Genomic DNA, 13886 nt, shown 5'->3' on the forward strand with positions numbered 1-13886 from the left:
AAAGCAATTGCTGTGAGTTGTTGTGGAAGCGGTCCGGGAAGCCGATAGGGTAGCCGCCGTTTGCGTAACGGCGAAATCCACGGGTGCGTCAAGCGCGCGCATGTGCCAACCAGCCAACGAATATGGTTATCGCGTTTGCATCGTTCCGCGCAGCCGGGCGCGGGTATAGCCTTCATCGACGAACTGCCGGCGATCTCTCGCCATGAGTGGGAGGCGGAGACGCAAACCGCAGCCCGTTTCAAGAACGTTTTCTGGAGTCATGCCGCATGGGCACTGGATCGAATGGCCAACTGGTGGCCTCCACGCTTTCCTCGGTGGAAGCGGAGCTCAACTACCTGAAGGCGGGGCAGGGCAGGCCGGTGAGCTACACCTTCGAGCCGCCGCCCGGCGTGCCGTGGGTGACGGGGGAATTGGAGCCGCGCCGCGTTGCCGTTCGCGATGGCCGCCCGCTCGTGGCATTGCACGAACTCTCGCTCGACCGCAGCGGTTTCACGCAGATCTCGCACCGCAGCGTGGTGGCCGACTTCTCGCACGACGGCGCGATCCGCGACATCTACTACCGCGAGTCCGAGGCGCTGCTGCGCGACCTGACCGGTGCCGAGAAGATCGTCGTCTTCGACCACACGCTGCGCGACAGTGCGCAGGGCTCGCGCCGCACCGCCGAGTTGCGCGAGCCGGTTCGGCGCGTGCACAACGACCAGACCTTCGTCTCCGCGCCGCGCCGCGTGCGCGACCACCTGCCGCCCGATGAAGCGCAGGAGCGCCTGAAGCACCGCTTCGCCATCATCAACCTGTGGCGCCCGCTGGCCACGGTGGAGCGCCTGCCGCTCGCCGTGTGCGACGCGCGCTCCATCGCACGCGAGGACATGGTGCCGAGCGACCTGGTCTATCCCGACAAGGTGGGCGAGATCTATTCCTTTACCTGGAACCCGAAGCATCAGTGGTACTGGTTCCCGAGACTGCGGCCCGACGAGGCGCTGCTGCTGAAAATATACGACTCTCGCGAGGACGGCACTGCGCGCTTCACGGCGCACAGCGCCTTCGAGGACCCGACCGGCGCGCCCGAAGCGCCCGCACGCCGGAGCATCGAACTGCGCGCACTGGTGTTCTGGCCGGCCGCCTGAATACCAAGTTCGTACGCCGCACCGGCCGCGGCTTGCCAGCCGATTCTTTGTACTGAATTAGCGCCGGCGCGCGGCCACGGGCGCCCGACCCCACGCCTGCGCCGATCGCCTCGCTTGGCGACAATCGGGTCAATGCGTTCTTCCCCTTTCTTCAAGATGGCCCTGCTGCTGGGCCTGCTCTCGGCCATCGGGCCCTTCGCCATCGACATGTACCTGCCCGCGCTGCCCGCCATCGGGCAGAGCCTGAGCGCCGACATCGGCGCGGTGCAGATGAGCCTCACGGCCTTCTTTCTTTCGCTCGGCGCGGGGCAATTGCTCTACGGACCGATCTCCGACATGGTCGGGCGCAAGCCGCCGCTGTACGCGGGTCTCGTGCTCTTTGCCTTGGCCAGCGTGGGCTGTGCATTGGCCACCGACATCCAGACGCTGATCGCGCTGCGCTTCATCCAGGGCCTGGGCGCCGCGGCCGGCATGGCGATTCCGCGCGCCGTCGTGCGCGACCTGCACACCGGCACCGACGCGGCGCGGCTGATGTCGCTCCTGATGCTGGTGTTCAGCGTCTCGCCGATCCTCGCGCCGCTCGCGGGCAGCGCGGTGATTGCCGTGGCGGGCTGGCGCGGCGTGTTCTGGGCCGTGACCATTGCCGCAGTGGCGGGCCTCGCAATGATGGTCAAGCTGCTCGACGAAACCCGGCCGGCGTCGGAGCGCGTCGAGAGCAGCCTGGGCAGCGCGCTCTCGGCCTACTGGCTGCTGCTGCGCGACTGGCACTACCTCGGGCTGGTGTTCATCGGCAGCTTCGCGATGGCGGGCTTCTTCACTTACCTGGCCAATTCGTCGTTCGTGATGATCGACCACTACGGCCTCTCGCCCGCGCTCTACAGCGTGGCCTTCGGCGTGAACGCGGCCGCCTTCATCGGTGCCTCGCAGTTCACCGGCTCGCTCGGCGAGCGCTACGGGCTGGTCAACCTCGTGAAGTTCGGCGTGGTGTGCTGCGGCGCGGCGATGGTCGCGATGTTCATCTACTTCGCGATGGGCGGCGACAGCATCTGGGTGCTCATCGTCCTGTACTTCATCGCTTCGGGCTTCATGGGCCTGGTGATTCCGACCACCGGCGTGCTCGCTCTCGAAATGCACGGCGCCATCGCGGGCACCGCGTCGGCGCTGCTCGGCACGCTGCAGATGCTGACGGGCGCGCTGGCGATGGCGCTGGTGGGCCTCTTCACCGATGGCCGGCCGCTGCCGATGGTGACGGGCATGGCCGCAGGCGCGCTGATCGCGGGCGTGCTGACCTGGCTCACGCTGGGCGGCGTGCGCTCGGAACCCACACGAAGGACGCAGGAAGCGTGAGCTCGATACACCCCGGCGCCGCGCTCGCGGCCGCCGCAGAAAACGCACCCAAGCCCATCGACGGCCTGGACTCGCCCGCGCGCGGCTGGGCCATGCTGGTCATCATCCTCGGGCTGATCGTGGCGGTGCTCGACGGCACCATCGTCAACCTCGCGCTGCCGGGCATCGCGCGCGAACTGCAGGCGAGTCCTTCGCAGGCGATCTGGGTGGTCAATGCCTACCAGATCGCCACGCTGGTCATGCTGCTGCCGCTGGCCTCGCTCGGCGACCTCGTGGGCTACCGGCGCGTGTACCTGGTGGGCATGGCGGTGTTCGCGCTGTCGTCGCTGGCGGCCACCTTCGCCAATTCGCTCGGCACGCTGATCGCGGCACGCGCCTTCCAGGGGTTGGGCGCGGCCGGGATCATGAGCGTCAATGCGGCGCTGGTGCGGCTCACGTACCCGTCGTCGCAACTCGGCAAGGGCATGGCGATCAACTCGCTGGTGGTCGCGACGTCGTCGGTGGCCGGGCCTTCGGTGGCCGCGGCGATTCTCTCGGTGGCCTCGTGGCCGTGGCTTTTCGCGATCAACGTGCCGCTGGGCATCGTGACCTTCGCGCTCGGCATGAAGGCGCTGCCGTTCAACCGCGTGGCACCGGCGGCGGGGCTGCGGTTCTCGCCCGTCGACGTGACGCTCAACGTGCTGATGTTCTCGCTGGTGTTCCTGGGCGTGGACCGGCTGGGCGTGCGCGAAGGCGGGGTGGAGGGCGGTGGTTCGCATTGGTCTGCCTGGGCCATCCTGCTGGCCGGACTAGCGGTCGGCTTCGTGTACCTCCGGCGCCAGCGCACGCAGGCGGTGCCACTTTTCCCCATCGACCTGCTGCGCATTCCGGTGTTCGCGCTGTCCATGGGCACTTCGGTGGCCGCGTTCTGCGCGCAGATGCTGGCCTACATCGCACTGCCGTTCCTGCTGCTGGACGTGTACGGCCGCAGCCACATCGAGGCGGGCCTGCTCATCACCGCGTGGCCGCTGGCCATCGTGGTGATGGCGCCCATCGCCGGCAAGCTGATCGGCAAATATCCGGACGGGCTGCTCGGCGGCATCGGCCTCGGCCTGCTGGCCGCGGGCCTCGCACTGCTGGCGGCGCTGCCGGCGCATCCGGGCAATGCCGACATCGCCTGGCGCATGGCGCTGTGCGGACTGGGCTTCGGGCTGTTCCAGTCGCCCAACAACCACACCATCGTCAGCTCCCCACCCGCGCACCGAAGCGGTGCGGCCAGCGGCATGCTGGGCACGGCGCGGCTCACGGGCCAGACCCTCGGCGCGGTGGTGCTGGCGGGGGTTTTCAGCGTCTGGAGCCCGCACGGCGGGCACGGCCCGGTGGTGGCGCTGGTGTTGGCCGCCTGCTGTGCGGCGGTGGCGGCGGTTTTCAGCAGCCTGCGGTTGAAGACGACAAAGCCGCGGCACTGAATAGGGTAGGGTACGGCCCCATGAAGGAAGTACCTGACACCGTGGTCTGCCCGGGCTGCGACGCGGTCTACACCCGCGCGCCCCTGAAGCCGCGCGACGTGGCCCGCTGCCCGCGCTGCGGCACCGAGCTGGACAGGCACCCCGGCTCGCAGCAGCAGCGCATCCTGCCGCTGACGGTGGCGAGCCTGATCATGTTCGCCATCGCCAACCTGTTTCCCATCGTCGAGATCGAGCTGCGCGGCCTGCGCAGCCAGACCACGCTGGCCGGCGCGGTGGTGGTGCTGGCGGGCGAGGGCATGTCGGTGGTGGCGCTGCTGGTGCTGGCCACGACCATTCTTTTTCCGCTGCTGCAGCTGTGCATCCTGGCGTACCTCTTGATTCCGCTGCGCCGCGAGCACCGGCCGCTGGGCTTCGCGATGCTGGTGCGCATGATGCAGTCGCTGCGCCCCTGGGGAATGATCGAGGTGTTCCTGCTCGGCGTGCTGGTGGCCATCGTCAAGCTTTCCAGCATGGCAACCGTGGTCCCGGGGCCGGCGCTGTGGGCGTTCATGGCGCTCACGGTCACGCTGACGGCGGTGCTGTCGTTCAACCCGGGTGCCTTCTGGGAAATGACTTTCCGCGCCGCCGGTGATGATGAAGACAAGAAGCAGGAGGAGGCTTCCGCATGAAGTTCTTCCCTCTTCGAAGGTCGCGCGAGGCGAAGCCGGCGCATCAGGAGGTCGAACACGATCCCGATGCCCCGGTCGCCACCGCCGCTTCACTCGGCCTCATGGCCTGCCCGCACTGCGCGGCCGTGTGGCAAGGCGCACAAGAGGGCGATGCCTGCGGCCGCTGCGGCACGCACCTGCACACACGCAAGCCCCAGAGCCTCACGCGCACCTGGGCCTTTTTGATCGCGGCCTGCATCATGTACATCCCGGCGAACCTGCTGCCGGTGATGATCACGCGCACGCTGTTCGGCGCGCAGTACGACACCATCCTGAGCGGGGTGATCTATTTCTGGGTGTCGGGCGCCTACGGGCTGGCCGCCATCGTCTTCATCGCGAGCTTCCTGGTGCCGCTGTTCAAGCTGGCGGTGCTCTTCTTGCTTGTGGTGATGGCCCAGCGCGCGAGCACCTGGCGGCAGCACGAGCGGGCAAAGCTGTATCACATCATCGAGATCATCGGCCGCTGGTCGATGCTCGATGTGTTCGTGGTGTCGCTGCTGACCGGGCTGGTGCAGATCCAGGGCTTTGCGGTCATCACCGCGGGCGTGGGCATCGCGGCCTTCGGCTCGGTGGTGGTGCTGACCATGCTGGCTTCGCTGAGCTTCGATCCGAAGCTCACCTGGGACAGCAAGGAAGCGCAGGCGATGCAAGAGAGTTTCGAGAACAGGGAAGAACAAACAGCATGAGTGAAGAAGATCCGCAACCGCAAGGCGACAAACCGGCACCTTCCGCGCCGCCGTCCGCGCCCCCATTACCGAAACCCCAGGTCAAGCGCCGCCGCGATTGGCTGCCCTCGCTGATCTGGCTGATTCCCATCGTGGCGGCGCTGGTCGGCGTGACGCTGGTGGCGCGCATCCTCCTGGAGCGCGGCCCCGAGATCGTGCTCACCTTCAAGACCGCCGAAGGCCTGGAAGCCGGCAAGACCGCCGTGAAATACAAGGACGTGCAGATCGGCCTTGTTCAGAGCCTGCGCCTCGCGCGCGACCGCTCGCACGTGCGCGTGCTGGTGCAGCTCAACAAGGACGCCGAGAGCTTCACTTCCGACGATTCACGCTTCTGGGTCGTGCGGCCGCGCCTGGATACTTCGGGCATCTCGGGCCTGGGCACCTTGCTGTCGGGGGCGTACATCGGCGCCGATGCCGGCGTGTCGAAGGAAACCGCGGGCGAATTCAAGGGCCTGGAGGCGCCGCCCATCGTCACGCGCGACGACTCGGGCCAGCAGTTTCTGCTGCGCGCCACCGACATCGGTTCGCTCGATGTGGGCTCGCCCGTGTACTTCCGCCGCATCAAGGTCGGCCAGGTCGCCGCGTACGAACTCGACGGCGATGGCCGCGGCGTCACGCTGCGGGTGTTCGTCAACGCGCCCTACGACAAGTTCGTGGGCGTCAACACCCGCTTCTGGCAGGCGAGCGGCATCGATGCGCAACTGAGCGCGAGCGGCTTCACGCTGCGCACCCAGTCGCTCGCGACCATCCTGCTCGGCGGCATCGCCTTCCAGGCGCCCGACGACGCGATGGGTCCGCTGGCCAAGGAGAACACCGCCTTCATGCTGGCGCAGGACGAAGTGGCGGCCATGAAGGAACCCGACGGCCCCTCGCAGACGCTGCTCATGTACTTCAACCAGTCGCTGCGCGGCCTCGTGCCCGGCGCGCCGGTGGACTTCCGCGGCGTGGTGATCGGCGAGGTCAAGTCGATCGGCGTGGAGTTCGACCGCGCCGAGCGCGAGTTCCGCATGCCGGTGCTGGTTCAGATCTACCCCGACCGCCTGCGCCGCCGCGAGACCGGGCAGCCGCAGGGCACCGAGTCGCGCGCCACGCAGCAGGAGCGCCTGCGCTTCCTGGCCGAGAAGGGTCTGCGTGCGCAACTGCGCAACGGCAACCTGCTGACCGGTTCGGTGTATGTGGCGCTCGACTTCTTCCCGAAGGCGCCGCCCGTGAAGATCGACCTGGCGAAGAACCCGATCGAGCTGCCCACGGTGGCCAACAGCCTCGACGAGATCCAGTCGCAGGTGCAGGAAATCGCGAGCAAGCTGAACAAGGTGCCCTACGAGCAGATCGCGGCGGACCTGCGCACCACGCTCGCCACGCTCAACAAGACGCTCACCAGCGCCGAGCAGACCGTGACCCGCATCAACAACGACGTGACGCCCGAGCTGGCCGCGGCCATGAAGGATGTGCGCAAGACCGTGAACACGGCCGAGCGCACCCTGGCCGACGATTCGCCGCTGCAACAGGACATGCGCCAGACGCTGCGGGAACTGACCCGCGCCGCGGGCTCGGTCCGCGTGCTGACCGACTACCTGGAGCGCCATCCCGAGTCGCTGCTGCGCGGCAAACCGGACGACAAGAAATGATGAGCAAGACCTTTGCATTCGAAAAACCTGCGCTGATCGTTGCAGCCGCGCTGTTGGCATTGGCCGGCTGCGCGAGCAAGCCCGACAAGTACTACACGCTCGCCAGCCCCGTCGCCGCCGCCGATGCGGCGCCTTCGACGCTGGGCAGCCCCGCGCCGCTCTACATCGAGCTCGCGCCCGTGTCGGTGCCCGAGCGCTTCGCGCGGCCGCAGATGGTGGTGCGCCAGCCGGGCGGCAGCGTGCAGGTCGAGGTGCTCGAGCAGCACCGCTGGGCCTCGTCGTTCGAGAACGAGCTGCGCGATGCGCTGTCCGGCAACATCTCCGCGCGGCTGGGTGCGCTCGACGTGACCAAGGGCGGACGGCAGACCTCGCAGCCGGTCTGGCGCGTCGCGGTGCAGTTGCAGCAGTTCGATGCGGTCGATGGCGGGCGCGTCGATGCGAGCTTCAGCTGGACGCTGCGGCGTTCCGACGAGGCGCGCACGGTGGTGTGCCAGTTGAACGTCGGCGAGGCGGTCGGCGGCGGCATGGACGCGGTGGCGCAAGGCGCACAGCGCGTGACGGCCGCTGCTGCTGCTGCGATGGCGCGCAGCGTGAGCGCGGCGCGTGCGAACCCGGCCTCCACGGCATGCGCGCTCTGATCTTTTGTCTTTCTCCCTCCCCCGCTGGGGGAGGGCCGGGGTGGGGGCACGACGGCGCTCACGGAACAACCGCGTCCAGTTGGCAGATGCCCCCATCCCGACCTTCCCCCAAAAGGGGGAAGGAGCAAATCCTGACCCCCGAATCGAATAGATAGTTAGATCGGAGACCCCATGGCACAGATCGGCAAGGCGCCCTGCGACGACAAGCTGATCCTGCATGGCGCCAGGGCGGAAGAAGGCGCCTGCCCCGAGCGCTCCAAACCCTGGGTGCTCGCCGCGGCCATCGTCGGCTCCAGCATGGCCTTCATCGACGGCACGGTGGTCAACGTGGCGCTGCCGGCCATCCAGGCCGACCTGAACGCCACGGCCTTCCAGGCGCAGTGGGTGGTCGAGTCCTATGCCTTGCTGCTGGCGGCGCTGCTGCTGGTGGGCGGCGCACTCGGCGACCACTACGGCCGGCGCCGCATCTTCGCCATCGGCGTGGGCATCTTCGCGCTCTCTTCGGTGGCCTGCGGGCTGGCGGCCGACGTGCATCAGCTCATCGCCGCACGCGCCGTGCAGGGCATCGGCGGGGCACTGCTGGTGCCCGGCAGCCTGGCGCTCATCAGCGCGGCGTTTCCCGAGAAGGAACGCGGCAAGGCGATCGGCACCTGGTCGGGCTTCAGCGGCATCACGGCCGCCGTGGGGCCGGTGCTCGGCGGCTTCCTGGTCGACCACTTCTCCTGGACCTGGGCCTTCTACATCAACGTGCCGATGGCGCTGCTGGTGCTGTGGATCACATGGCGCCACGTGCCCGAGAGCCACGGCGCATCGGCCAGCGGCGGGCTCGATGTGTGGGGCGCGCTGCTCGCTACCGCCGGGCTCGGCGGCGTGGTCTATGCCTTCATCGAGGCGCCCACGCAGGGCTGGCATTCGCCGTACGTCCTCGCGGCGCTGGCCGTTGGCATCGTGGGCAGCGCGGGCTTCATCGCGGTCGAGCGCAAGGCGCGCACGCCGATGCTGCCGCTGGGCCTGCTGCGCATCGGCAACTTCAGCGGCGCGAACCTGCTGACGCTGCTGCTCTATGCGGCCCTGGGCGGCGGGCTGTATTTCTTCCCGCTCAACATGATCCAGGTGCAGGGCTACTCGGCCACCGTGGCGGGTGCGGCGCTGCTGCCGTTCATCTTCATCATGTTCGCGCTCTCGGGCTGGGCCGGGCAACTGGTCGACCGCTTCGGGCCGCGCCTGCCGCTGGTCATCGGGCCGAGCATCGCGGCGGTGGGCTTCGTGCTGTTCGCGATACCGGGCGTCGGTGCGAGCTACTGGACCGGCTTTTTGCCCGCGGTCGTGGTGTTGGGCTTCGGCATGACGGTGACGGTCGCGCCGCTCACCACCACCGTCATGAACGCGGTCGGGCCCGACCTCGCCGGCGTGGCTTCGGGCGTCAACAACGCGGTGTCGCGCGCGGCGGCGGTGCTGGCCATCGCCGTGTTCGGCGCGGTCATGGCCTGGGCCTTCGATGCCGCGCTGGCCGATGGCTTGCGCGAGATGGGCGCCTCGGCCGAGGTGTCGAAATTCCTCGAAGGCGAGCGCAGCAAGCTTGCCGGCGCGGTGATGCCACCGGGCGTCGATGCGGCCACCGCGGCGTCGGTCAAGCGCGCCGTGGCCGAATCGTTCGTGGCGGGTTTCCGCTGGGTGATGCTGCTGAGCGCGGGGCTGGCCGTGCTCAGTGCGTTGAGCGCCTGGCTGATGATCGGCAAGGGACCTGCCGCGCAGCGCGCTGACGAAAAGCCATAGGCCAAGCACACGCCGATGACAGCGCGACGTATAGGCCCACTCAATACGACACTGAAGATTTTTGAATTGGATCGATAGCAGGCGTCGGTGATTTACTCCGCCCGGAGTTGCAGGAGCCACGCGACAAACGCGGAGGCAACACGGGATTCATCCAACGTTCACGCGATGAGGAGACATCACATGAAGCCATCGATCCGCGCCGGCCTGGCGTGCCTGTTCACAGCGCTCGCCAGCCATGCCGCCGCGGCATCGCTCGACGCGTTCACGCTCTCGCCGAACGCCGCGATCTCGGGCTACAACGTCGAGAACCTGGCGCAGTCCACGCCCGAGATGTGCGCGACGGCCTGCCTGTCCGCACCGCGCGCCACCTGGTGCGTTTCGTTCGACTTCAACAAGACCACCCAGAGCTGCGACCTCAGCGACAAGCAGGCGACCGACGTCGGCGGCCTGAAGACCGATTACCCCGGCAACCCCTACGACCACTACAGCCTGAAGCCCGATCCGCTGAAGGCGTTCACGCGCACGCCCGATGCGGCGATCAGCGGCCACAACACCGAGACCCTGCAGGCCGTGACGCCCGCCGGCTGCGCCACCGCCTGCACCGACGCGAGCCGCGCCGCGTGGTGCAAGTCCTTCGACTACCACAAGACCCCGCAGCGCTGCGACCTCAGCGACAAGCGCGCAAGCGACGTCGGCGGCCTGAAGACCGACTACGCCGGCAATCCCTACGACCACTACGCGCTGATCGCGGGCGAGGGCATTCCCAACCCCGTGCCGGGCAACAAGCATGTGCTCCTGATCGGTATCGACGGCCTGCGCGGCGACGCGATCCAGTGCCAGGGGTGCGTGCAGACGCCCGCGATGTCGGCGCTGATCGCGGGCGGTGCCTTTCACGGCAACGTGCTCGCGGGAGGCACCAAGCAGGCAACCGTCAGCGGCCCCGGCTGGTCGTCGGTATTCACCGGCTTCTGGGCCGACAAGCACGGCGTGACCTCGAACGACACCAGCCTGCCGTTGAAGAAGACGCATGTGTTCGACCTCATCAAGCAGGCGTGGCCCACGGCCACGACGGCGGTGGTCGGCGACTGGTTCAACATCACCCACAACCTGCGCCCCGCGAAGGCCGACTTCGTCGTCGCCAACGCGGCCAAGAACTCGCAGCAGGCGACCGATGCGGTCAAGGGTTGGCTCGGTTGGAAGAACCCGCCGACGGCCATCTTCTATTACCTGCACAACGTCGACATCCACGCGCCGAGCTACGACCCGCTGAACGCCGACTACCAGAGCAAGATCGCCGGCGAAGACCAGCAGATCGCGCAGGTGCTCGCCGCACTCACGGCACGCCCGAACTACGCGAACGAAGAGTGGCTGATCGTCGTGACCTCCGACCACGGCGGCACCGGCAGCGGCCATGGCGGGCAGACGGCGGCGGAGCGCGACACCTTGCTCATCCTGAACAACAACTACGCGAACCCGCTCAAGCCCAGCTATTGCCAGGGCAATCTGGGCGCGACCGCGATGCTGCAGGTGGACGGCACCACGCCGCACATCCTCGATTTCATGGGCCTGCCCAATGCCACCGAGGGCCACAAGCATCCAAGCTGCGGGCAGTAGTCAGAGCATTGGTTGATCGCCCGATACCCGGCAGCGCACGCGCCCTGAACGAAGCCGTCAGGAAGCCGGCCACTCCAACAGAAGCTGATCGAGTTCAAGCCACAGCGGATCGCACTGCCCCTTGCGGAACGCAGCAGCCCTGAACGTCGGATGCTCCCCCCGATACGTGTCCCAAAGCTGCCGATGCCCATCCGCCACGCAGGCCCGCACATTCGCAAGCCTGTCCGCAGCCTTGACCACGAGCGCCAGTTCTTCATCGCCAGTCACCTGCGCCATCGCCGCATAGGTCTTGGCCTTGCGCTCCTTGCGGTTGGCACCGGGCGCATCGGTCAGTAGCGACACGCACCGCGCCACCAGGTCGCCGAAGCGCGATTGCACATCCGACACCGTGGCATCGGTGTCCTCCACCACGTCGTGCAGGTAGCCGACGACCCGCGCCTTCTCTCCATAGGGCCGGAGCAGGGCGACCACCGCGTCCAGGTGGTGAACGTAGGGATGCGGGCCGTATTTCTGGTCGCCATGCATGGCGATGGCGTAGGTGCGCGCGGCTTCGGGTGTCGATGGGGTCATGGGGCATCCGTCCGATGGTTTTTTCCATTCTGCCTTCGCGGGCATCCGGCACCGGGGCGGAAGACAGCGTCCGGTCGATGTCGAGGCACCCGGCCATTTTGTTCGTTACCCTCTTGGTTCTGGTGCCCGTGCCGGCGTTCTCCACCTTGGCGGCCGACGCGCATGGGCTTGCGACGATGAAAACTGGAAGGATTCCGTGAGCAGAATCACCGATGTGGCCCAGAGGGCGGGCGTGTCGACCAGCACCGTGTCGAACGTGCTGAACGGACGCAGCGAACGCATGGCCGCCGAGACGCTGGCCCGCGTCGAGGCGGCGATCCGGGACCTCAAGTACCGGCCCAACACCTCGGCGCGGCAGCTCAAGACGGGCCACACGCCCTTGCTCGGCGTTCTGGTGCCGTCGATGGCCAACCCGATGTACGGTTTCATCGCGCGCGAGATCGAGGCGATGGCACAGGGGCGCTACGGCTTCCGCATCATGATCGGCAACACCTACCGCGATGCCGAGAAGGAAAAGCATTTCTTCGAGGACCTGATGGCGCACGGCGTGCGCGGCGTGATCATCATCTCGTCGATGGTCGACGAGCAGCACGTGGAAGCCGCCGCCGAGCGCGGGCTGGTGGCGGTGAGCTACGACCGCCGCGCCACGCCGGGGGGGCCCTCCGTCATCGACCACGTGACGGTCGACAACTTCGAGTCGCTGCGCATCGCCACCTCGCACCTGATCGAACAGGGCCATCGGCGGCTGGCTTTCGTCACGCCGTCCGGCCGCACGATGAGCCGGAACGAGAAGATCAGGGGGTTTCTCGCCGCGGCGAAGAGCGCGGGCCTGGAAGGCAGCGCGCAGGTTGTCGAGAGCCTGCCGGTCGACGAATACGGCGATTCGATGATGAGCGAGCTGGGCCGCATGCAGGCCCGCCTGCTCGCGAAATCGCCCGATCGCCCCACCGGCGTGATCGGCGTGAACGATCTGCTGGCCTTCGGCCTGATGGCCGGGTTTCGCGACGAAGGCCTCTCAGTGCCGGAGGACGTGTCGGTCATGGGAATCGACAACGTGTTTCTCTCCACGCTCATGTACCCCGCGATGACCTCGGTGCGCGTGCCGGTGCCCGAGATGGCGCAGGTGATGGTCGAGCGGGTGATGAGCCGGCTGGCCGATGCGTCGCTTCCGACGCAGGAGTTCGTCTTCGCGCCCACGCTGGTGGCGCGCCATTCGGTGGTGCCGCCGCGTGCCTAGCAAGGTTCTTTTTTCATGACCACGGTTTTCGTCAGCCATCCGCAGAGCAAGCTCGCCCCTTATTTCGGCGACCGTGCCATCGCCGCGTTGCAGGGCATTGCGCAGGTGCGCTTCAATCCGACGGACCACGAACTCTCCTCTGGCGAACTCGCCGGGCTCGCGCAAGGCTGCGACGCCATCATTTCGTACCGCCAGACGGTGGGCGACGAGGCGCTGTTCGCCTCGCTGCCCGACCTGAAGGCGTTCGTGCGCTGCGCGATCGACATCCGCAACATCGACGTGGCCTCGGCCAGCCGGCACGGCGTGCTGGTGACGCAGGCGAGCGCGGGGTTCATCGCGTCGGTGTCGGAGTGGGTCGTGGGCGCGATGATCGACCTGGGGCGCCACATCAGCGCCTCGACGGCGCTGTATCACGCGGGCCAGCCGGTCGTGCCGGCGATGGGGCGCGAGCTGCGCGGCAGCACGCTGGGCGTGATCGGCTACGGGCAGATCAGCCGCTACCTCTGCGACGTAGGGCTGGCGCTGGGCATGCGCGTCGTGGTGCACGACCCGCATGCGTCGATCGAACGCGCCGAAATCGAACAGGTCGCGCTCGATGCGCTGCTCGCACGGTCCGACTTCGTGGTGTGTCTCGCGCCCGCCACCGAGGCCACCGAGAACCTGATGAACGCCGCCGCCTTCGCCGCGATGCGGCCGCACGCCTTCTTCATCAATGCCTCGCGCGGCAACCTCGTGGACGAAGACGCGCTCCTCGCCGCGCTGGACGCCGGCACCATCGCCGGCTGCGCGCTCGACGTGGGCCGCGCGCCCGACCAGATGCCGTCGCCGCGCGTGGCCGCGCATCCGCGGGTGATTGCCACGCCGCACATCGGCGGACTCACGCCGCCGGCTGTCGAGCATCAAGCGATGGAAACGGTGGGCCAGTTGGGCGAGCTGTTCCAGGGGCGGATGCCGAAGGGCGCCGTCAACGCGGCCGAGGCCTGGCGCTGGCGGAAAGCCTTCGGCTGATCGTTCCGTTCATCACACAACCACTCGAAGCGCCCGAGGCCGTGCCGATGCACGACCCGTGGGC

Annotated in this window: 12 protein-coding genes; 11 read left to right on the forward strand and 1 reads right to left on the reverse strand. The window is 67.9% G+C overall.

Annotated features, from left to right (window positions below):
* The first annotated feature begins 266 nt into the window (after positions 1 to 266).
* From QF040_RS06070 to QF040_RS06110, 9 genes are all read left to right on the forward strand, one after another.
* Complete coding sequence (locus QF040_RS06070) at positions 267 to 1124, forward strand: CmcJ/NvfI family oxidoreductase (protein ID WP_429610255.1); 858 nt, start codon at positions 267 to 269, stop codon at positions 1122 to 1124.
* Between the two features lie 132 nt (positions 1125 to 1256).
* Positions 1257 to 2471 (forward strand): multidrug effflux MFS transporter, encoded by a 1215-nt coding sequence (locus tag QF040_RS06075; protein WP_429610257.1) that lies wholly within the window; start codon positions 1257 to 1259, stop codon positions 2469 to 2471.
* The gene (locus QF040_RS06080) at positions 2468 to 3919 is read left to right on the forward strand and encodes an MFS transporter (protein WP_429610259.1); all 1452 of its coding nucleotides are present in this window, start codon (positions 2468 to 2470) and stop codon (positions 3917 to 3919) included. Before QF040_RS06075 ends, QF040_RS06080 begins: the two co-directional genes overlap by 4 nt.
* 20 nt (positions 3920 to 3939) lie before the next feature.
* Positions 3940 to 4587: a paraquat-inducible protein A gene (locus QF040_RS06085; RefSeq protein WP_429610261.1), complete on the forward strand. Its 648-nt coding sequence runs from the start codon at positions 3940 to 3942 to the stop codon at positions 4585 to 4587.
* Positions 4584 to 5312 carry a paraquat-inducible protein A gene (locus QF040_RS06090; protein WP_429610262.1) on the forward strand — a complete coding sequence of 243 codons (729 nt, stop codon included), beginning with the start codon at positions 4584 to 4586 and terminating at the stop codon, positions 5310 to 5312. Before QF040_RS06085 ends, QF040_RS06090 begins: the two co-directional genes overlap by 4 nt.
* Positions 5309 to 6979 (forward strand): intermembrane transport protein PqiB, encoded by a 1671-nt coding sequence (locus QF040_RS06095; RefSeq protein WP_429610263.1) that lies wholly within the window; start codon positions 5309 to 5311, stop codon positions 6977 to 6979. Before QF040_RS06090 ends, QF040_RS06095 begins: the two co-directional genes overlap by 4 nt.
* Positions 6976 to 7617, forward strand: coding sequence for a PqiC family protein (locus QF040_RS06100; protein ID WP_429610264.1), 642 nt, complete (start codon positions 6976 to 6978; stop codon positions 7615 to 7617). Before QF040_RS06095 ends, QF040_RS06100 begins: the two co-directional genes overlap by 4 nt.
* Positions 7618 to 7788: 171 nt before the next feature.
* The gene (locus QF040_RS06105) at positions 7789 to 9393 is read left to right on the forward strand and encodes an MFS transporter (RefSeq protein WP_429610265.1); all 1605 of its coding nucleotides are present in this window, start codon (positions 7789 to 7791) and stop codon (positions 9391 to 9393) included.
* Between the two features lie 180 nt (positions 9394 to 9573).
* On the forward strand, positions 9574 to 11007 hold the full coding sequence (locus QF040_RS06110; RefSeq protein ID WP_429610266.1) for a PAN domain-containing protein: 1434 nt from the start codon (positions 9574 to 9576) through the stop codon (positions 11005 to 11007).
* A gap of 57 nt (positions 11008 to 11064) precedes the next feature.
* Here QF040_RS06110 and QF040_RS06115 read toward each other — a convergent pair whose 3' ends face one another.
* Positions 11065 to 11577 carry an HD domain-containing protein gene (locus tag QF040_RS06115; RefSeq protein ID WP_429610267.1) on the reverse strand — a complete coding sequence of 171 codons (513 nt, stop codon included), beginning with the start codon at positions 11575 to 11577 and terminating at the stop codon, positions 11065 to 11067.
* A gap of 196 nt (positions 11578 to 11773) precedes the next feature.
* Here QF040_RS06115 and QF040_RS06120 point away from each other — a divergent pair, with 196 nt between their 5' ends.
* Both QF040_RS06120 and QF040_RS06125 read left to right on the forward strand, forming a co-directional pair.
* On the forward strand, positions 11774 to 12814 hold the full coding sequence (locus QF040_RS06120; RefSeq protein WP_429610268.1) for a LacI family DNA-binding transcriptional regulator: 1041 nt from the start codon (positions 11774 to 11776) through the stop codon (positions 12812 to 12814).
* Between the two features lie 15 nt (positions 12815 to 12829).
* Positions 12830 to 13822 (forward strand): hydroxyacid dehydrogenase, encoded by a 993-nt coding sequence (locus tag QF040_RS06125; RefSeq protein WP_429610269.1) that lies wholly within the window; start codon positions 12830 to 12832, stop codon positions 13820 to 13822.
* Positions 13823 to 13886: the final 64 nt, after the last annotated feature.

Source organism: Variovorax sp. W2I14 (genome assembly GCF_050435205.1).
GTDB lineage: Bacteria > Pseudomonadota > Gammaproteobacteria > Burkholderiales > Burkholderiaceae_C > Variovorax > Variovorax paradoxus_C.

What these genes read in the sequence shown, in the direction of transcription:
- QF040_RS06070 (WP_429610255.1), top strand. Translation starts at nt 267, where the DNA reads ATGGGCACTGGATCGAATGGCCAACTGGTGGCCTCCACGCTTTCCTCG.
- QF040_RS06075 (WP_429610257.1), top strand. Translation starts at nt 1,257, where the DNA reads ATGCGTTCTTCCCCTTTCTTCAAGATGGCCCTGCTGCTGGGCCTGCTC.
- QF040_RS06085 (WP_429610261.1), top strand. Translation starts at nt 3,940, where the DNA reads ATGAAGGAAGTACCTGACACCGTGGTCTGCCCGGGCTGCGACGCGGTC.
- QF040_RS06090 (WP_429610262.1), top strand. Translation starts at nt 4,584, where the DNA reads ATGAAGTTCTTCCCTCTTCGAAGGTCGCGCGAGGCGAAGCCGGCGCAT.
- QF040_RS06095 (WP_429610263.1), top strand. Translation starts at nt 5,309, where the DNA reads ATGAGTGAAGAAGATCCGCAACCGCAAGGCGACAAACCGGCACCTTCC.
- QF040_RS06100 (WP_429610264.1), top strand. Translation starts at nt 6,976, where the DNA reads ATGATGAGCAAGACCTTTGCATTCGAAAAACCTGCGCTGATCGTTGCA.
- QF040_RS06105 (WP_429610265.1), top strand. Translation starts at nt 7,789, where the DNA reads ATGGCACAGATCGGCAAGGCGCCCTGCGACGACAAGCTGATCCTGCAT.
- QF040_RS06110 (WP_429610266.1), top strand. Translation starts at nt 9,574, where the DNA reads ATGAAGCCATCGATCCGCGCCGGCCTGGCGTGCCTGTTCACAGCGCTC.
- QF040_RS06115 (WP_429610267.1), bottom strand. Translation starts at nt 11,577, where the DNA reads ATGACCCCATCGACACCCGAAGCCGCGCGCACCTACGCCATCGCCATG.
- QF040_RS06125 (WP_429610269.1), top strand. Translation starts at nt 12,830, where the DNA reads ATGACCACGGTTTTCGTCAGCCATCCGCAGAGCAAGCTCGCCCCTTAT.